At 63.5% G+C, this 17,976-nt stretch carries 14 protein-coding genes; all 14 read left to right on the top strand.

Annotated features, from left to right (window positions below):
* Positions 1-6: 6 nt before the first annotated feature.
* Positions 7-750, top strand: coding sequence for a glycosyltransferase family 2 protein (locus C9411_RS02695; RefSeq protein ID WP_063990215.1), 744 nt, complete (start codon positions 7-9; stop codon positions 748-750).
* A gap of 11 nt (positions 751-761) precedes the next feature.
* Positions 762-2,621 carry a carbohydrate binding domain-containing protein gene (locus C9411_RS02690; RefSeq protein ID WP_107226357.1) on the top strand — a complete coding sequence of 620 codons (1,860 nt, stop codon included), beginning with the start codon at positions 762-764 and terminating at the stop codon, positions 2,619-2,621.
* A gap of 292 nt (positions 2,622-2,913) precedes the next feature.
* Positions 2,914-6,675, top strand: a complete 3,762-nt coding sequence (locus C9411_RS02685) for a nitrate reductase subunit alpha (RefSeq protein WP_107226356.1) — start codon at positions 2,914-2,916, stop codon at positions 6,673-6,675.
* The gene (narH, locus tag C9411_RS02680; protein ID WP_033634924.1) at positions 6,672-8,216 is read left to right on the top strand and encodes a nitrate reductase subunit beta; all 1,545 of its coding nucleotides are present in this window, start codon (positions 6,672-6,674) and stop codon (positions 8,214-8,216) included. The genes C9411_RS02685 and narH overlap by 4 nt, the downstream gene beginning before the upstream one ends.
* Positions 8,213-8,935, top strand: coding sequence for a nitrate reductase molybdenum cofactor assembly chaperone (gene narJ / locus C9411_RS02675; protein WP_063990212.1), 723 nt, complete (start codon positions 8,213-8,215; stop codon positions 8,933-8,935). The genes narH and narJ overlap by 4 nt, the downstream gene beginning before the upstream one ends.
* Positions 8,936-8,937: 2 nt before the next feature.
* The gene (gene narI, locus C9411_RS02670) at positions 8,938-9,615 is read left to right on the top strand and encodes a respiratory nitrate reductase subunit gamma (RefSeq protein WP_025303199.1); all 678 of its coding nucleotides are present in this window, start codon (positions 8,938-8,940) and stop codon (positions 9,613-9,615) included.
* Between the two features lie 273 nt (positions 9,616-9,888).
* Positions 9,889-10,896, top strand: a complete 1,008-nt coding sequence (locus C9411_RS02665; protein WP_107226355.1) for a 3-oxoacyl-[acyl-carrier-protein] synthase III C-terminal domain-containing protein — start codon at positions 9,889-9,891, stop codon at positions 10,894-10,896.
* Positions 10,893-11,909, top strand: a complete 1,017-nt coding sequence (locus C9411_RS02660; protein ID WP_107226354.1) for an NAD(P)-dependent oxidoreductase — start codon at positions 10,893-10,895, stop codon at positions 11,907-11,909. The genes C9411_RS02665 and C9411_RS02660 overlap by 4 nt, the downstream gene beginning before the upstream one ends.
* Positions 11,902-12,708, top strand: coding sequence for an MBL fold metallo-hydrolase (locus tag C9411_RS02655; protein ID WP_107226353.1), 807 nt, complete (start codon positions 11,902-11,904; stop codon positions 12,706-12,708). Before C9411_RS02660 ends, C9411_RS02655 begins: the two co-directional genes overlap by 8 nt.
* Positions 12,705-13,991: a F390 synthetase-related protein gene (locus C9411_RS02650; protein ID WP_107226352.1), complete on the top strand. Its 1,287-nt coding sequence runs from the start codon at positions 12,705-12,707 to the stop codon at positions 13,989-13,991. Before C9411_RS02655 ends, C9411_RS02650 begins: the two co-directional genes overlap by 4 nt.
* Positions 13,988-14,605 (top strand): phosphatase PAP2 family protein, encoded by a 618-nt coding sequence (locus tag C9411_RS02645; RefSeq protein WP_063990207.1) that lies wholly within the window; start codon positions 13,988-13,990, stop codon positions 14,603-14,605. Before C9411_RS02650 ends, C9411_RS02645 begins: the two co-directional genes overlap by 4 nt.
* Positions 14,602-15,735: a sterol desaturase family protein gene (locus C9411_RS02640; protein WP_107226351.1), complete on the top strand. Its 1,134-nt coding sequence runs from the start codon at positions 14,602-14,604 to the stop codon at positions 15,733-15,735. Before C9411_RS02645 ends, C9411_RS02640 begins: the two co-directional genes overlap by 4 nt.
* Positions 15,728-16,810: an acyl-CoA desaturase gene (locus tag C9411_RS02635; protein WP_107226350.1), complete on the top strand. Its 1,083-nt coding sequence runs from the start codon at positions 15,728-15,730 to the stop codon at positions 16,808-16,810. The genes C9411_RS02640 and C9411_RS02635 overlap by 8 nt, the downstream gene beginning before the upstream one ends.
* Positions 16,807-17,892: an acyl-CoA desaturase gene (locus tag C9411_RS02630; protein ID WP_060424024.1), complete on the top strand. Its 1,086-nt coding sequence runs from the start codon at positions 16,807-16,809 to the stop codon at positions 17,890-17,892. Before C9411_RS02635 ends, C9411_RS02630 begins: the two co-directional genes overlap by 4 nt.
* Positions 17,893-17,976: the final 84 nt, after the last annotated feature.

The raw sequence follows: 17,976 nt of genomic DNA, 5'->3' as shown, positions 1-17,976 counted from the left end.
GACAAAATGGAAAAGATATCCGTAATCATGCCGGCCTACAATGCGGCGAACTCTATTAAAGAGTCGATTCTAGGCGTGCTGAACCAGCGATTTACCGATTATCACCTGTATGTGATCGATGATGCGTCCACCGACGATACTGCCGAGGTGGTGCGGCCGTTTATCCACGATCGTCTCACCTACATACGCAATGAGCACAACCAGGGCGTGGCGGAAACGCGTAACATCGGCATTGAGGCGGCGAGCGGCGACTATATCGCCTTCTGCGACAGCGATGACGTATGGCTGCCCAACAAGCTGTCGCGCCAGGCGAGCATTTTGCAAACCCGCCGCTACGACGTGGTGTGTTCCCATTATTACACCTTCGAAGACGACCTGAAATTGATCAAAAACACCCGTGGCGCGGATGAGCTTATCGGCTATCAGGACATGTTGAAAAGCAACTGGATCGGCAATCTCACCGGTATCTACAACCAAAAGCGCATCGGTAAGGTGTATCAGCAAAAAGTGGGCCATGAGGACTATTTGATGTGGCTGGCGGTGCTGCAGAAGGCGCGTAACGGCCTGGCCTACTGCATTCCCGAACCGCTGGCCTGTTACCGATTGTCTACCCATTCGCTGTCGGGCAACAAAATCCGCGCCGCGGACTGGCAATGGCGGATTTACCGTCAGCATTTGGGGCTGTCTTACCAGAAATCCTGCTATCTGTTCGCCACCTATCTGTTCAATGCCGTGGTGAAAAGGAAATGACCATGAGGGGGATGTATCAGAGGGTGGCTCTGGGCTGTTGCGCCTTGTGGGGCGTTTCGGCTCTGGCGCAGAGCTGCCAACCTAATCTGTTGACCAACCCCGGCTTTGAGCAGGGTCTCAGCGGCTGGCGAGCGCAGGGCGCGCAGGCCGACGGCGATACGCACAGCGGCAGTGGCAGTCTGCGTTATGACAATGCAGATGCCGCGCAGTACCGTACCTTCAACCAGTCGCTGCAGGTTGTGCCTGGGCAGACGATCGATTTCGGCGTCTGGCTCAAGACCCAGGACGTACGCGGGCAAAGCCGCGACGGCGGCGCCGGGGTCTATTTGCAGAGCTTTGATGCGCAGGGGCGCTTTCTGGAAGGCAGCTATCCGGCTGGGGTGACCGGCGACAGCGGCTGGCGGCAGGTGAGCGCCAGCTATACCGTACCGCCGCAGGCGGCGCGAATCACTTTTGGCGTTTATCTGCGCAAGGGGAGCACCGGTACCGCCTGGTTTGACGACGCCTATGCGTGTGCTCGAGCGCCTACGCCGGCGTTGTATCAGCTCGGCGCGTCGGCGCAGGGGAGGGTCGACACGCTGGTCGTCACTTCGCAGCCGCAGCGTTTGCAGGTCGACAGCGAATTGCTCAATGCCGAGGGGCAGGTTGTTCACCGTAGCCGCGACCGTTATCAGGTTGAAGGGCAGCGCCGTATCGAATACCCACTGCCGACCGGCCTGGCCCAGGGGGAATACCGCCTGCGTCAGCAGGTCACCGGGCAGCAATCCCAGCCGGCACAGGGCAGCGAGCTGTCTTTTCGTGTCGGGCAGCCTGCGGCCAAAGTGGCGATCGACAGCGAAGGCTTTACCCTGCGCGACGGTCAACGGCTTTTCCCGTTGGGCATTTACGCCAACGTGGCGACCGATGAGCATTTGGCGCGCATCGCATCGGCGGGATTCAACACGGTGCTGAACTATGATTACGGGGAAAAGAAAGATCCTTACGCCTTTTTCCGCAACGCACGCAAGCGCGGGCTGCTGGTCATTTACTCCGTCAAAGATCAGTACCGCGGCAGCCGTTTCGCGCCGGCCGTCCGCGGTGGCGACTACGCGGCGATGACGGCCTGGTACGTGCAGCGCTTGCGCGCTCAGCCCAACCTGCTCGCCTGGTACATCAACGATGAGCTGGGGCCGGAATATCTCGATAAGATCGAGGAAAAAAACCTGCAAATAAAGCGGCTTGATGGCGATCATCCCACCTTCCAGGTGTTGAACAAAACCGGGGAGTTGGACGCCTACTTTAACAGCAGCGACATTTTGGCGACCGATCCTTATCCGGTGGGGAACGATAGCGATCTGACGCGCACCACGCGTTATACCGAACTCACGGTGCAGGCCGCCCGCCAGGCGCGCGGGGCCTGGGTGGTGATGCAAATCATGGATCACGCCGCTTATGACGCCCGCCGCAGGCCACATCCGCCGTCAGAGGCAGAAATCCGCAATCAGGCCTGGCAGGCGTTGATCGGCGGCGCCAAGGGGCTGCTGTTTTATTCTTATACCGATCTGTTTTACAAGCGCAAAACCGGCCGCTTCGACCAACGGGAGTTTGACGCCGCCTGGCGTGGTGTGGCTGCCGTGTCGCAGCAAATCGCCGCTTTCACCCCGTATCTGCTGACGGGAAAATCGATGCCGCTGGCAGGAAGCGATCCGCAAATGTCGGCGCGGATGTTTGTTCTGGGCGATCGCGCCTTGCTGCTGGTAGCCAATCCTTACTATCGAAAGGGAAGCACCCGATTGCGCCTTCCGGCGGGCTGGCGGCAGCAGGAAGGGGGGGCGGAGATCACGCTGGCGTTGCCCGCCGTGGGCACCGCGACGCTGTGGCTCCAACGCTGAAAGCGCCGAGTTATCGTCACGCGGGAGGTTTCTCCCGCGTCCTACCCCCAAATACCCCGTCTTGTCTCCTACCTGCCCGCTCTCCTCTTGATTTCCTTTTTTATTCGTTATAATTCAATGGATTAAATTAATTTTCCGCACCTATACTTTGGTGGTATTTCTCACCCGGCGCGCGCGTCGCCTCCCGCTTTCTCTTGATCGCAATCAATTTGCCGCCGGTTGGCCGTCAGTAGGCTGGCGGCAGATTGAGCATGTCTTCTTATAACGACAAGAGCCTTCAGGAGCATTCCGGATGAGCAAATTTTTAGACCGTTTCCGCTATTTCAAGCAGTTGGCGGAGCCTTTTTCTGGCGAGCACGGCCAGACCTTGAACACCAACCGCGACTGGGAAGACGGCTACCGCAGCCGTTGGCAGCACGACAAAGTGGTGCGTTCCACCCACGGCGTAAACTGTACCGGTTCCTGCAGTTGGAAGATTTACGTGAAGAATGGTCTGGTGACCTGGGAAACCCAGCAAACCGACTACCCGCGCACCCGGCCCGATCTGCCCAACCATGAACCGCGCGGCTGCCCGCGCGGCGCCAGCTACTCCTGGTACCTGTACAGCGCCAACCGGCTGAAATACCCGCTGATGCGCAAGCGTCTGCTCAAGCTGTGGCGCGAGGCGAAAGCGCAGCACAGCGATCCGGTCGCGGCCTGGGGTTCTATCGTCGGCGATGCGGAAAAAGCCAAAAGCTACAAGGTGGCGCGCGGCCGCGGCGGCTTCGTCCGATCCAGCTGGCAGGAGGTCAATGAACTGATCGCCGCCGCCAACGTCTATACCGCCAAAACCTTCGGCCCGGACCGTATCATCGGCTTCTCGCCGATCCCGGCGATGTCGATGGTGTCCTACGCCGCCGGCGCCCGCTATCTGTCGCTGATCGGCGGCGCCTGCCTGAGCTTCTACGACTGGTATTGCGATCTGCCGCCGGCCTCGCCGATGACCTGGGGCGAGCAGACCGACGTGCCGGAATCCGCCGACTGGTACAACTCCTCCTACATTATCGCCTGGGGCTCCAACGTGCCGCAGACGCGCACTCCGGACGCCCACTTCTTTACCGAAGTGCGTTACAAGGGCACCAAAACCGTGGCGGTGACGCCGGACTATGCCGAAGTCGCCAAGCTGTGTGACCACTGGCTGAATCCGAAGCAGGGCACCGACAGCGCGATGGCGCTGGCGATGGGCCACGTGATGCTGAAAGAGTTCCATCTCGATCGCGAAGTCGGCTACTTCCGCGACTATGTGCGCCGCTATACCGATATGCCGATGCTGGTGCTGCTGGAAGCGCGTGAAGGCGGCCATTACGCCGCCGGCCGCCTGCTGCGCGCCGCCGATCTGGTGGACGGACTGGGCCAGGAAAACAATCCCGAGTGGAAAACCGTCGCTATCGACAGCCGCAGCGGCGATCTGGTGGCGCCGCAGGGCTCCATCGGCTTCCGCTGGGGCGAGAAGGGCAAGTGGAACCTGGAACAGCGCGAGGGCAAGTCGCAACAGGAAGTCGAGCTGCAGCTCAGCCTGTTGGGCATGCATGACGACGTTGCCGAGGTGGGCTTCCCGTACTTCGGCGGCGCCGACAGTGAGCATTTCAACAGCGTGGCGCTGGACGAGATCCTGCTGCACAAACTGCCGGTGAAACGCCTGCAGCTGGCGGACGGCAGCGAAGCGCTGGTGACCAGCGTGTACGACCTGACGCTGGCTAATTACGGCCTCGAGCGCGGGCTGGGCGACGCCAACTGCGCCGCCGACTATGACGAGGTCAAGGCCTACAGCCCGGCCTGGGCCGAGCAGATCACCGGTGTGTCGCGCCACAACATCATCCGCATTGCCCGCGAGTTCGCGGAAAACGCCGAGAAGACTCACGGCCGTTCGATGATCATCGTCGGCGCCGGCGTCAACCACTGGTATCACATGGACATGACCTACCGCGGCTTGATCAACATGCTGATCTTCTGTGGTTGCGTCGGCCAGAGCGGCGGCGGCTGGGCGCACTACGTCGGCCAGGAAAAACTGCGGCCGCAAACCGGCTGGCTGCCGCTGGCGTTCGGCCTCGACTGGCAGCGCCCACCGCGCCATATGAACAGCACCTCGTTCTTCTACAACCATTCCAGCCAATGGCGCTATGAAACCGTCGGCACCGACGAGCTGCTGTCGCCGCTGGCGGACAAGTCGCGCTTCGGCGGCAGCCTGATCGACTTCAACGTGCGCGCCGAGCGCATGGGCTGGCTGCCGTCGGCGCCGCAGCTGGGCACCAACCCGCTGCGCCTGGCGGAGCAGGCCCGCGCCGCCGGCCAGTCGCCGGTCGAGTTCACCGTCGACAGCCTGAAGAACGGCACGCTGGGCTTCGCCGCCGAGCAGCCGGACAATCCGCAGAACTTCCCGCGCAACCTGTTCGTCTGGCGCTCCAACCTGCTGGGCTCCTCCGGCAAGGGCCATGAGTACATGCTCAAATACCTGTTGGGCACCGAAAACGGCATCCAGGGGAAAGATCTCGGCCAGCAGGGCGGCGTGAAGCCGCAGGAAGTGGAATGGCGCGAGCAGGGCGGCGAAGGCAAGCTGGATCTGGTGGTGACGCTCGATTTCCGCATGTCGAGCACCTGCCTGTACTCCGACGTGGTGCTGCCGACCGCCACCTGGTACGAAAAAGACGACATGAACACCTCCGACATGCACCCGTTCATCCATCCGCTGTCGGCGGCGGTCGATCCGGCCTGGGATTCGAAGAGCGACTGGGAGATCTACAAGGGCATCGCCAAGGCCTTCTCCGAGGTGTGCGTTGGCCATCTGGGCCAGGAAACCGACGTGGTGACGCTGCCTATCCAGCACGATTCCGCCGCCGAACTGGCACAGCCTTACGGCGTGCAGGACTGGAAGAAAGGCGAGTGCGATCTGATCCCGGGCAAAACCGCGCCACACATCATCGCTGTGGAACGCGATTACCCGGCCACCTACGAGCGCTTCACTTCGCTGGGGCCGCTGCTGGACAAACTGGGCAACGGCGGCAAGGGCATCAGCTGGAACACCCAAACCGAGGTCGACTTCCTCAAGCAGCTTAACTACGTCAAGGCCGACGGTCCGGCGGCGGGGCGGCCGAAGATTGAGAGCGCAATAGACGCGGCGGAAGTGATCCTGTCGCTGGCGCCGGAAACCAACGGCCAGGTGGCGGTAAAAGCCTGGGAGGCCCTGAGCAACGTCACCGGCCGCGATCACCGGCATCTGGCGCTGAACAAGGAAGACGAGAAAATTCGCTTCCGCGATATTCAGGCGCAGCCGCGCAAAATCATCTCCAGCCCGACCTGGTCCGGTCTGGAAGACGAACACGTTTCCTACAACGCCTGTTACACCAACGTGCACGAGCTGATCCCGTGGCGCACCCTCAGCGGCCGTCAACAGCTGTATCAGGACCACGAGTGGATGCGCGCCTTCGGTGAAAGCCTGCTGGTATACCGGCCGCCGATCGACACCCGCGCCGCCCAGCCGTTGCTCAACAGCAAGCCGAACGGCAACAAGGAGAAGGCGCTGAACTTCCTGACGCCGCACCAGAAGTGGGGGATTCACTCCACCTACAGCGACAACCTGTTGATGCTGACGCTGTCGCGCGGCGGCCCGATCGTCTGGCTGAGCGAAGACGACGCCAAAGATCTGGGCATCGCGGACAACGACTGGATCGAGGCCTTCAACGCCAACGGCGCGCTGACGGCGCGCGCGGTGGTCAGCCAGCGTATCCCGGCCGGTATGACCATGATGTACCACGCGCAGGAGCGCATCGTGAACCTGCCGGGCTCGGAGATCACCAGCCAGCGTGGCGGCATCCACAACTCGGTGACCCGCGCCTGTCCGAAGCCGACCCACATGATCGGCGGCTATGCGCAGCTGGCCTACGGCTTCAACTACTACGGCACCGTCGGCTCCAACCGCGACGAGTTCGTGGTGGTGCGCAAGATGAACCGCATTGATTGGTTGGACGACGAAGGCAACGACTACGCGCAGGGCAGTCAGCAGGAGAACAGCAAATGAAAATTCGTTCGCAAGTCGGCATGGTGCTGAATCTGGACAAGTGCATCGGTTGCCACACCTGTTCGGTCACCTGCAAAAACGTCTGGACCAGCCGCGAGGGTATGGAATACGCCTGGTTCAATAACGTGGAAAGCAAGCCCGGCGTCGGGTATCCGCACGCCTGGGAAGATCAGGAAAAATGGAAGGGCGGCTGGATCCGTAAAATCAACGGCAAGCTGGAGCCGCGCATGGGCAACCGCGTCGGCGTGCTGGCGAAAATCTTCGCCAACCCGGACGTGCCGGCGCTGGACGACTACTACGAGCCGTTCGATTACGACTACCAGCATCTGCACACCGCCAAACAGGGCAAGCACCAGCCGGTGGCGCGCCCGCGCTCGCTGATCACCGGCCAGCGCATGAACAAGATCGAAAGCGGCCCGAACTGGGAGGAGATCCTCGGCGGGGAATTCGAAAAACGCTCGCAGGACAAGAATTTCGACAACCTGCAGAAGGCGATGTACGGCCAATTCGAAAACACCTTCATGATGTACCTGCCGCGCCTGTGCGAGCACTGCCTCAACCCGGCCTGTGTCGCCACCTGCCCGAGCGGGGCGATCTACAAGCGCGGCGAAGACGGCATCGTGCTGATCGACCAGGACAAGTGCCGCGGTTGGCGCATGTGCCTGACCGGCTGTCCGTACAAGAAAATCTACTTCAACTGGAAGAGCGGCAAGTCCGAGAAGTGCATCTTCTGCTACCCGCGCATCGAAGCCGGGCAGCCGACGGTGTGTTCGGAGACCTGCGTGGGCCGCATTCGCTACCTCGGCGTGCTGCTGTACGATGCCGACCGCATCGAGCAGGCGGCGGCGGTGGAGAACGACAAGGATCTGTACCAGAGCCAGCTCGATATCTTCCTCGATCCGCATGATCCCAAGGTGATTGCTCAGGCGCTGGCGGACGGCGTGCCGCAGGGCGTCATTGAAGCTGCCCAGCAGTCGCCGGTGTACAAAATGGCGATGGATTGGAAGCTGGCGCTGCCGCTGCACCCGGAATACCGCACGCTGCCGATGGTGTGGTACGTGCCGCCGTTGTCGCCGATTCAGTCCGCCGCCGACGCCGGCGAGTTGGCGCACAGCGGCGTACTGCCGGACGTCGAGAGCCTGCGCATTCCGGTGCAGTATCTGGCGAACCTGCTGACCGCCGGCGATACCGAACCGGTGTTGCTGGCGCTGAAACGCATGCTGGCGATGCGCCATTACAAACGGGCGGAAACCGTCGACGGCGTGGTGGACACCAGCGCGCTGGAGCAGGTTGGCCTGAGCGAAGCGCAGGCGCAGGAGATGTACCGCTACCTGGCGATCGCCAACTATGAAGATCGCTTTGTGGTGCCGTCGAGCCACCGCGAGCTGGCGCGCGAAGCCTTCCCGGAAAGCAAGGGTTGCGGCTTCAGCTTCGGCGACGGCTGCCACGGCAGCGACGGCAAGTTCAACCTGTTCAACAGCCGCCGCATCGACGCCATCGACGTGACCGCGAAAACCGCGCGGCCGGAGGACGCCTCATGATCAGCCTGAAAGTGATCGCCCGCCTGCTGGATTACCCGGAGCAGGTCCTGTTTGACCATCAGCAGGCGCTGATCGAGGCGCTGGAGCCGGCCAGCGAGCTGGATCTGCACCACAGCGCGCAGCTGATTCTGTTTATCCGCCGCCTGTGTGCACGCCCGCTGCTGGACGTGCAAGCCGACTATTGCGAGCTGTTCGATCGCGGCCGCGCCACCTCGCTGCTGCTGTTTGAGCACGTGCACGGCGAGTCGCGCGATCGCGGCCAGGCGATGGTCGATCTGATGGCGCAGTACCGCGCCGCCGGGCTCGAGATCGACAGCCGCGAGCTGCCGGATTTCCTGCCGCTGTACCTGGAATATCTGGCCAGCCGCAGCGCGGCGCAGGCACGGGAAGGGCTGCAGGACATCGCGCCGATCCTGGCGCTGCTGGGCGCGCGCCTGCAACAGCGCGAAAGCCCGTACGCGGTGCTGTTCGATCTGCTGTTGGCGCTGTCCGGCAGCGAGGTGCAGGCCCAGACGCTGGAGACCCAGGTGGCGCAGGAGGCGCGCGACGATACGCCGCAGGCGCTGGATGCGGTGTGGGAAGAGGAGCAGGTCAAGTTTCTCGGCGAACAGGGCTGCGCCTCCGCCCAGCAGACGGCGCACCAGCGGCGCTTCGCCGGCGCGGTGGCGCCACAGTATCTGGACTTGACGGATGCGTTAACCGGAACCAAAGGACGCTAATCATGCAATTTTTGAATCAGTTCTTCTTCGATATCTACCCTTATCTGGCCGGCGCGGTGTTCCTGATCGGCAGCTGGTTGCGTTATGACTACGGGCAGTACAGCTGGCGCGCCGGCTCCAGCCAGATGCTGGATAAAAAGGGCATGCGGCTGGCGTCCAACCTGTTTCACATCGGCATTATCGGCATCTTCGCAGGCCACTTCCTCGGCATGCTGACGCCGCACTGGATGTATGAGGCCTTCCTGCCGATCGATGTGAAGCAGAAGCTGGCGATGATCGCCGGCGGCGCCTGCGGCCTGATGACGCTGATCGGCGGCGCGCTGTTGCTGAAGCGCCGGTTGACCAACCCGCGGGTGCGCGCCACCAGCAGCTTCGCCGACATCATGATCCTGACGTTGCTGGTGGTGCAGGTGTGCCTCGGTCTGCTGACCATTCCGTTCTCCGCCCAGCATATGGACGGCAGCGAAATGATGAAGCTGGTGGCCTGGGCGCAGGCGGTGGTGACCTTCCACGCCGGCGCCTCTGCGCACCTGGAGGGCGTGGCGATTATCTTCAAACTGCACATGGTGCTGGGCATGACGCTGTTCGTGCTGTTCCCGTTCTGCCGCCTGGTGCATATCTGGAGTGCGCCGGTCGAGTACCTGACCCGCCGTTACCAGCTGGTGCGCAACCGCCGCTGAGCCTGACCCCGCCGCCGCCGATCGCCAGCGGCGGCGCTATTCCGATAATTCTCCCGCCACCTGCCCATTCTCGCCGCCTTGCCGTAAACTGAATATCTCAGTAATGTTACGCTTATGCTTCCGCCGACGGATGTCGGCCCGTGGTAGCCGATAACAAGAGATACCGCCTTGATGAAAGGCCTTTTGGGACATAAAAACCGGGGATGATCCGCATGGCCTTAACGCCGTGCGGGAGAATCGCTTTATGGATAGTCAGGTTAATCAATAACAATAATGACCACACAATGTCGCTCACCCGAGCTGTTGCCTCTGAAAATCATCGCCACCGGGGCCGCGTTGCCGCCCAACCGCGTGGCCTCCTCTACGCTCGATGCTCGCCTGGGGAAACCGGCCGGCTACGTTGAAAAACGCTCGGGCATCGTTTACCGCTATCACGCCGCCGACGACGCCAGCCAGGCCGAGCTCGCCGCTGCCGCGCTGCAAGACGCGCTGGCCCGCAGCGTCATGCCGGCAGCCTCCATTGACCTTTTGATCTCCGCCTCGGCGATATCTGTGCAGGCGCTGCCGTGCACCGCCGCGCATATTCTCAAGGTCGCCGGGCTGGCACCGGGTACGCCGGGCTTCGACATCAACAGCAGCTGCGTCAGCTTTATCTCTGCGCTGCAGGTGGCGGCGGGGCTGTTGAACGCCGGGACGTATCGGCGTATCGCCATCGTCTCGGCGGATCTCGCTTCGCGCGGCATCGATTGGCAGCACGAAGAGTCGTCGCTGATCTTCGGCGACGGCGCCGCCTGCGCCATCGTGGAGCGCGGTGACGGCACCGGCGGCATCCTCGCCAGCCTGGTGGAAACCTATCCCGCCGGCAGCGAACTGTGCGAGATCCGCGCCGGCGGCACGCGCCGCAACCCGCGCGCCGGCATGTGCGAGCAAGACTTCCTGTTTCATATGCAGGGCAAGCCGCTGTTCCGTCAGGCGTCGGCGCTGATTGAGGGCTACCTCGACCGGCTGCTGAGCGCCAGCGGCTTGACCCTGGCGCAGATCGCCACCGTGGTGCCGCACCAGGCCAGCCATTTGTCGCTCGAACATATGCGCAAACGGCTGCACGTCTCCAGCGAGGCGCTGGTGGACATCTACCGCCATCACGGCAACCAGGTGGCGGCCTCTATCCCGACCGCGCTGCATGCCGCCGTGACCACCGGGCGATTTAACCCCGGCCAGCCGGTGATGCTGATCGGCACCGCCGCCGGGCTGGCGCTGGCCGGCATGGTGTTGCTGCCATGAGGGTGCTGGTGACCGGGGCGACCAGCGGGCTGGGGCGCAACGCGGCGGAGTGGTTGCTGGAGGCCGGGCATCAGGTGCGCGCCACCGGCCGCGATGAGCGGGTTGGCGAAACGCTGCGTCAGTTGGGCGCCGAGTTTTGCGCGCTCGATCTGGCGCAGGCCACGCCGCAGCAGTGCCGGGAGCTGGTGATCGACTGCGAGTGGGTGTGGCACTGTGCGGCCAAGTCATCGCCCTGGGGCGGTAAAGCAGAGTTTCACCGCACCAACGCCGCGGCGACGGAGAAGCTGGCGGAGGCGGCCGGACGCTGCGGCGTGCGGCGCTTCGTGCATATCTCCACGCCGGCAATCTACTTCGATTTTCAGCCGCATTACGATCTTGATGAGGGTTATCGCGCCCGGCGCTTCGCCAATCACTATGCCGCCAGCAAATATGCGGCCGAACAGCGGCTGTTGGCGCAGGCGAAGATCTACCCGCAAACCACCTACATTATACTGCGGCCGCGCGGCCTGTTTGGCCCGTACGATCGGGTGATCGTGCCGCGGCTGTTGCAACAGCTCGAACGCGATCGCGGCGTGCTGCGGCTGCCCGGCGGCGGGCAGGCGTTGCTGGATCTGACCTTTGCTCCCAACGTGGTACACGCCATGACGCTGGCCAGCCGGCAGCGCGGATTGCCGTCCGGTGCCGTGTACAACATCACCAACCACCAACCGCAGCGGCTGGCGGAGATGCTGGATGCGCTGCTGCGTCAGGCGCTGGGGCTGCGCTACCGGCTGCAGGCCGTGCCGTATCCGCTGCTGCATACGCTGGCCGGCGGCATGGAGCTGTGGGCAAGCCTGAGCGGCAAGGAGCCGCTGCTGACGCGCTACAGCGTGGCGGCGGTGCATTTCGACATGACGCTGAGCCAGACCCGCGCGATCGAAGAGCTGGGCTATCGGCCGCGTTACTCGATGGCGGAGGGGATCCGCCTGACCGGCGAGTGGCTGCGGCAGCAAGGAGGCGGACAGCATGGCTAAGGTCACCGTATTTGAAGTGGGCTATTGCACGCATATCGGCTGCATGGCGCTGCGCGGCGCCGGGTTCCGGGTGTGTAAATTCCCGGCGCGCGCCTATCTGCTGGAGGTGGGGGAGCGCCGCTGGCTGTGGGATACCGGCTACGCGCATTATTTTCAGCAGCACACGCAATCGGGGCTGTTCAGCCTTTACCGCCGCATGACGCCGGTCTACTTCGACCCCGCTGAGTCGTTGGTGCATCAGCTGCGCGACGCCGGTTACGCCGAAGGCGACATTCAGGCGCTGATCGTCTCGCATTTTCACGCGGACCACATCGCCGGGCTGCAGGATTTCAGCTACCTCGATTTTATTTGCTCCGGCGAAGGCTGGCAGCAAACCCGCGGGCTGCGCGGTTTCGCGGCGCTCAAGCGCGCCTTTATTCCCGGTCTGATCCCGGCAGATTTCGAGAGCCGCCTGCAGTTTATGGAAGCTTTTCCCTCGGTGGCGTTGCCCGCGCTGCTGGCGCCGTTCGATCGCGGTTACGCGCTGCCGGGCAGTGAAGGGCAGATCGTGCTGGTGCCGCTGCCGGGGCATGCGGCCGGCCATATCGGCGCCTTTATCCTCACCGACACCGGCTGGACGCTGTTGGCCAGCGACGCCGCCTGGTCGCCGCAGAGTTACCAGACGCTGCGCGGGCCTTCGCGCCTGGCTAATCTGGTAATGGACGACGCGGCGGCGTATACCCGCACGCTGGAGCGGCTCAACCAGCTGTGGGCGGGCGGGCAAGTCAACATTTTGCTGTGCCACGAGGGGGACCTGTGATCCCCTTCATGACCCTTTGGCACTATTTCCGCGCCCGGCGCCTGCGCTTTGGCGATCGTGCGGCGCTGGAGGCGCATCAGGCCCGGCAGCTCGTGGGCTTTGCCCGTCGGGTGCTGAGCCAGAGCCCCTATTTTCAGCGGTTCAGCCACCGGCCGTTCGCCGAATGGCCGCAGATGGACAAGGCGCTGATGATGGCGCAGTTCGACCGGATGAATACCGCCGGCCTGAGCCGGGAGGCGGTGCTGGCCTGCGCGCAGCGTAGCGAGGCGGATCGCGATTTCACGCCGAAGATCGGCCGCTACAGCGTCGGGTTGTCGTCCGGCACTTCCGGGCAGCGCGGCGTGTTTGTCGTCAGCCCGCGCGAACAGCAGGTGTGGGCCGGCGGCATGCTGGCGAAGATGCTGCCGGACGGGCTGCTGGCCGGTGAGCGTGTCGCCCTGTTTCTGCGGGCGGACAATAACCTCTATCACAGCGTGAACAACCGTTGGCTGAGCCTGGCGTTTTACGATTTGCTGGCGCCGTTCAGCGAGCATCTGCCCGCGCTGGAACGGCAGGCGCCCAGCATCATCGTGGCGCCGGCGCAGGTGCTGCGCGCCTTGGCGCTGGCGGTGCTGGCCGGGCAGGTGACGCTGCCGGTCAAAAAAGTGATTTCGGTCGCCGAGGTGTTGGAAGAACAGGATCGCCGCCTGCTGATGCAGGTATTTCCGGCGGTTGGCGAAGTGTATCAGGCTACCGAGGGGTTCCTGGCCGCGACCTGCGCGCACGGTACGCTGCATCTGAACGAAGAGTTTTTGCATATCGAACCGCAGTGGATCGACGAGCAGCGTTTCACGCCGTTGATCACTGATTTCACCCGCAGCACGCAGCCGATCGTGCGTTATCGGCTGGACGATGTGCTGGTGCTGCGCAAGGAACCCTGTCCGTGCGGGCAGCCGACGCGGGCGATTGCGCGTATCGAAGGGCGGCGCGACGATCAGCTGATGCTGCCCGATGCGCAGCGGCAGCCGCAGGCGGTATTCGCCGATGCCTGCAGCCGGACGATCGCCAATGCGTTGCCGCTGGCCAGCGATTACCGCCTGATCCAGCGCGGCGAGCACCGGCTGGAGCTGATCGCCGATTGCAGCCCGGCGGCGTTGGCGCACTGCCAGGCGCAGCTGATCGCGCTGTTCGCTCGCCAGGGCATCGCCACCGTTCGGCTCGAATGGCGGTTGACGGCGCAGGCGGTTTTGCCGCAGTTCGATCGCAAGCGGCGGCGCATCGTGCGCCAGGCGGAGGAAGCATGAAAAATACGCTGTTCAGGCTAGGGCACATGTTGCTCGGCTGGGGGACGGTCGGGGTGGTGTATAGCGTGACCGATCGCCTGCAGGGGGCGGGAACCCTGTTGCCGCCGTCGGCGCTTGACCGGGCGATCCCGTTCAACCCGGCGGCCATTTGGCTCTACCTGTCGTTCTTCCTCATCGTCCCGGCGGGCTATTTACTGGCGCCGCTGCGGCGAATCAAATGGCTGACGCTGGCGATGCAGCTGACGGCGCTGGGCGCCGGGGCCGTTTACCTGCTGTGGCCGACCACCATGGCCTATCCGCAGAACGAGGGCGTTGGGATCAGCGCGCAGCTGCTGGCGGCGTTAACGCAGGTGGATTCGCCGCAGAACTGCCTGCCTTCGTTGCACATGGCGCTGACGGTGCTGGCGGTGTGGGCGCTGAGCGACGGCGAGCGCAAAATGCGGACGGCGCTGTGGATGCTGTGGGGTGTGGCGATCGCGTTCTCCATTCTGCAGCTGCGTCGCCATTTGTTTGTCGATTTGGCAGGTGGCGCCTTGCTGGCGCTTTGCGCCGGCGGGCTGGCCCTGCGCATCAAGACTCTGCGCAGGCGCGTAGTTAAAGGAGAAATGGGATGAGCGATCTGGCGTTGCCGATAGTGTTCATGCTGTTCATCGTGGTGGCCGAGGCGGTGGCGCTGCAGTGGGGGCGCCGTGAGCCGGTCAACTGGCACGATCTGGTGTTCAATCTGAACTCCGGCCATATCATGCTGTGGCTGTTCCGCGGGCTGGAGATCACCTGCTACGGCTACGTGGCCGCGCATTTCAGCCTGGGGCTGCTGGACGCCTGGCCGCCGCTGCTGATGTGGCTGTTCGCCCTGCTGGCGTGGGACTTCGGTTTCTACTGGCTGCACCGCCTGCACCACCGCTTTCGCGTGCTGTGGGCGGTACACGTGGTGCACCATCAGGGCGAGCACTTCAATCTGTCGCTGGGGGTGCGCAACTCCTGGTATTCGTCGCTGACGTCGATCCCGTTCTTTTTGCTGCTGGCGCTGGCGGGCGTGCCGCTGTCTGTGTTCGTCACGGTGTCGATTTTTCACTACAGCATTCAGCTGTTTAACCACAATGCGCTGACGCCGAAGCTCGGCGTGCTGGAAAAAATCCTGGTCACGCCGGCGCACCACCGGGTGCACCACGTCAAGGACATGGCGTATTCCAATAAGAACTTCGGCGGCAGCTTTATCTTCTGGGACAAACTGTTCGGCACGTTCTGCCCGGCGTTACCGACCAGGCCGTTCAGCTACGGCGTCAGCGGCGATCGGCCGTCCGCCAACCCTTTCTGGGCGAGTAATCTGCCGTTCCTGCGCTATTTGCGCCTGACATGGCGCCCGGCGCAGGGCAGGCTGCGCGACCGCCGTTCGGCGCTCTGCGTCTTCAGCGGCGCCATGCTGTTGTTCACGCTGGTGGTCGGCTACGTCTACCAATACGGTTACGGTTACGGCGACATCAGCTGGCCGCAAATGGCGCTGCTGGTGCTGTTGGCGTTGGGATCGGTAGCGCTGGGCGGCATGACGGAAGGGCGACCGTGGGCGAGCGCCGTCTGGCTGCTGATCGCGCTGGGCATGCCGCTGCTGTTTATCGGCTATCTTGGCTGGCCGCAGCGCTATTGGCATATCGCCATGGCCGCCGTGGCGCTGCATGCCCTGTGCGTCGCGCTGGGCTGGGGGCGAGTGGCCGCACCGGCCGCCGTGGAGGAACCGCATGGCTGACTCATTACCACCGCTGCGTTTCCCCACCGATGGCGAGCAGGCGTTTCATCGCGATCTCAAGCGCGCGGCGCACGCCTGCCTGGCGGGCGATCATCGCTATGCCGATACCGCGCGGTTGGCCAAGGCCGCGCTGTTGCTGGCGCTGTGCATCGGGTTTTATGCACTGAGCCTGATGCAGCATCAATCCTGGGCGTTTTTCCTCTGCTATTTCCTGTTCGTGGCTATGGGCATGCTGCTCAACGTCAACGTCAATCACGATGCTTCGCATAACGCCTTCTTGCGCGCGCCCTGGGCCAATCGCCTGGTGGGGCGGTTGGTGACGCTGCCGCTGGGCGTCGATCCGGACTACTGGCGCACGCGGCACGTGGATTACCACCACGTTTACGCCAACGTCGAACACTACGATCTGGACACCGAAGAGAACGGCTTTTTCCGCCAGACGCCGTTCCAGCGCTGGCGGCCGCATATGCGCTATCAGCATCTGTACTGGCCGCTGATCGCCGCGCTCTCGCTACCCTACATCGCGTGGATTTTCGATTGGTCCGATCGGCTCGATAAAACGCCGCTGCGGGAAAAACGCGTGCTGGCGGGGCGCGGCGGTTGGGCGCTGTTCGTGCTGTGCAAATTGCTCCATGTGGCGCTGGTGCTGGTGGTGCCGCTGATCCTGTGCCACCTGCACGGCATCGGTTGGGGCTGGGTGCTGTTGGCTTACGCGCTCAGCCAGATGTTTGCCTCGCTGCTGGTGGTGTTCCTGCTGCTGGGCACCCACTGGGCGCAGGCCGAGTTTTACCCGGCACCGGCGGGGGACAACATGCCGCACGGTTGGTACCGGCACAATTTCGCCACCGCCTGCGACTGGCAGCCCGAGCCGCGCTGGCTGGAGCACCTGACCGGCGGGCTGAACTATCACCTGACCCATCACCTGTTTCCCGGCTGGAATCACCGCCACTACCCGGCGCTGGCCGCCGCGGTGGCGGAGGTCGCACAGCGGCACGGCATGGCGTACCGCTGCATCGGCTATCGCGAACTGCTGGCGCAGCAACAGCGCTTCTTGCGCCGAATGGGGCAGCCATGAAGCCGCTGCGCCCGTTAGCCTATCGGCGCGATGACGGCGGGCTACATCGCGCGCTGATGCAGGCCGCCCAGCATTATTTGGCGGCCAACGGCGATCACCGCTTCGCCGACGGCGGCATGCTGGCGAAGGTGGCGCTGCTGTTGGCGCTGTGCGGCCTGTGTTACGGGTTGAGCCTGCAGCAGCAAAACGGCTGGGCGTTTTTCGCCTGTTATTTCGGCTTTATCTTTATTGGCATGTTCCTGACGGTGAACGTGGTGCACGACGCCTCGCATAACGCGTTTTTCCGTCGGCCCTGGGCCAACCGCTGGCTGAACGCCCTGGTGAGCGTCCCGCTGGGGCTGGATCCCGACTGCTGGCGCGTGCGCCACGTGCTGTTTCACCATGCCCATAACAATATCGAACATTACGATCCTGACATCGACGCCAATGGCGTGCTGCGGCAAACGCCGTTCCAGCGCTGGCGGCCCTTTATGCGCGCCCAGCGTTACTATTGGCCGCTGGTGGCGGCGCTGACGTTCCCGTACTACATCTGGCTGTTCGACTGGCTGGACCGGGCGGGCCGCACCCGCGTGGCGGCGCGCATGGCGCAGCAGGGCGTGCGCGGCTGGTGCGGATTTCTGGCGGGCAAGGCGGCGCACCTGCTGCTGGCGCTGGCGATCCCGTGCTGGCTGCTGCCGCCGGCCATCGGCATCGGGCAAATCCTGCTGGTCTATTTGCTGAGCCAGATGCTTTCTTCCTTGCTGTTCGTGATGTTGATCATCGGCACCCACTGGGCCAAGGCCAATTTTTACCAGGCGCCGGCGCAGGGTGCGATGCCGCACGGCTGGTATCACCACGTGTTCGCCACCACCTTCGACTGGCTGACTCGGCCGCGCTGGCTGGGATACTGGCTCGGCGGGGCGAACCTGCATTTGACGCATCATCTGTTCCCGCACTGGAGCCACCGCCATTACCCGGCGCTGAGCCGCATCATCGGCGAGGTGGCGCCGCGTTTCGGCATCGATTACCGCCTGCTGGAGCTGGAGGAGCTGTTGCGCCTGCAGCAGCGCTTCCTCAGCGCGATGGGGCGCAAACCGCATTAGCGTTGCATGTGGATTGTGCGAGGCGTTACGCAGTTCACTAATTGAACGATATTTGCCCTTCCAGTAGACTTTCCCCCTGTGAAT

Source organism: Serratia sp. Nf2 (assembly GCF_003028435.1).
Classification (GTDB): domain Bacteria; phylum Pseudomonadota; class Gammaproteobacteria; order Enterobacterales; family Enterobacteriaceae; genus Serratia; species Serratia marcescens_L.
Note: the sequence above shows the minus strand (reverse complement) of the source record. Positions and strands in the feature narration are given on the sequence as shown.

What these genes read in the sequence shown, in the direction of transcription:
- C9411_RS02665 (WP_107226355.1), top strand. Translation starts at nt 9,889, where the DNA reads ATGACCACACAATGTCGCTCACCCGAGCTGTTGCCTCTGAAAATCATC.
- narJ (WP_063990212.1), top strand. Translation starts at nt 8,213, where the DNA reads ATGATCAGCCTGAAAGTGATCGCCCGCCTGCTGGATTACCCGGAGCAG.
- narH (WP_033634924.1), top strand. Translation starts at nt 6,672, where the DNA reads ATGAAAATTCGTTCGCAAGTCGGCATGGTGCTGAATCTGGACAAGTGC.
- C9411_RS02645 (WP_063990207.1), top strand. Translation starts at nt 13,988, where the DNA reads ATGAAAAATACGCTGTTCAGGCTAGGGCACATGTTGCTCGGCTGGGGG.
- C9411_RS02695 (WP_063990215.1), top strand. Translation starts at nt 7, where the DNA reads ATGGAAAAGATATCCGTAATCATGCCGGCCTACAATGCGGCGAACTCT.
- C9411_RS02685 (WP_107226356.1), top strand. Translation starts at nt 2,914, where the DNA reads ATGAGCAAATTTTTAGACCGTTTCCGCTATTTCAAGCAGTTGGCGGAG.
- C9411_RS02690 (WP_107226357.1), top strand. Translation starts at nt 762, where the DNA reads ATGTATCAGAGGGTGGCTCTGGGCTGTTGCGCCTTGTGGGGCGTTTCG.
- C9411_RS02630 (WP_060424024.1), top strand. Translation starts at nt 16,807, where the DNA reads ATGAAGCCGCTGCGCCCGTTAGCCTATCGGCGCGATGACGGCGGGCTA.
- C9411_RS02640 (WP_107226351.1), top strand. Translation starts at nt 14,602, where the DNA reads ATGAGCGATCTGGCGTTGCCGATAGTGTTCATGCTGTTCATCGTGGTG.
- narI (WP_025303199.1), top strand. Translation starts at nt 8,938, where the DNA reads ATGCAATTTTTGAATCAGTTCTTCTTCGATATCTACCCTTATCTGGCC.
- C9411_RS02655 (WP_107226353.1), top strand. Translation starts at nt 11,902, where the DNA reads ATGGCTAAGGTCACCGTATTTGAAGTGGGCTATTGCACGCATATCGGC.
- C9411_RS02660 (WP_107226354.1), top strand. Translation starts at nt 10,893, where the DNA reads ATGAGGGTGCTGGTGACCGGGGCGACCAGCGGGCTGGGGCGCAACGCG.
- C9411_RS02635 (WP_107226350.1), top strand. Translation starts at nt 15,728, where the DNA reads ATGGCTGACTCATTACCACCGCTGCGTTTCCCCACCGATGGCGAGCAG.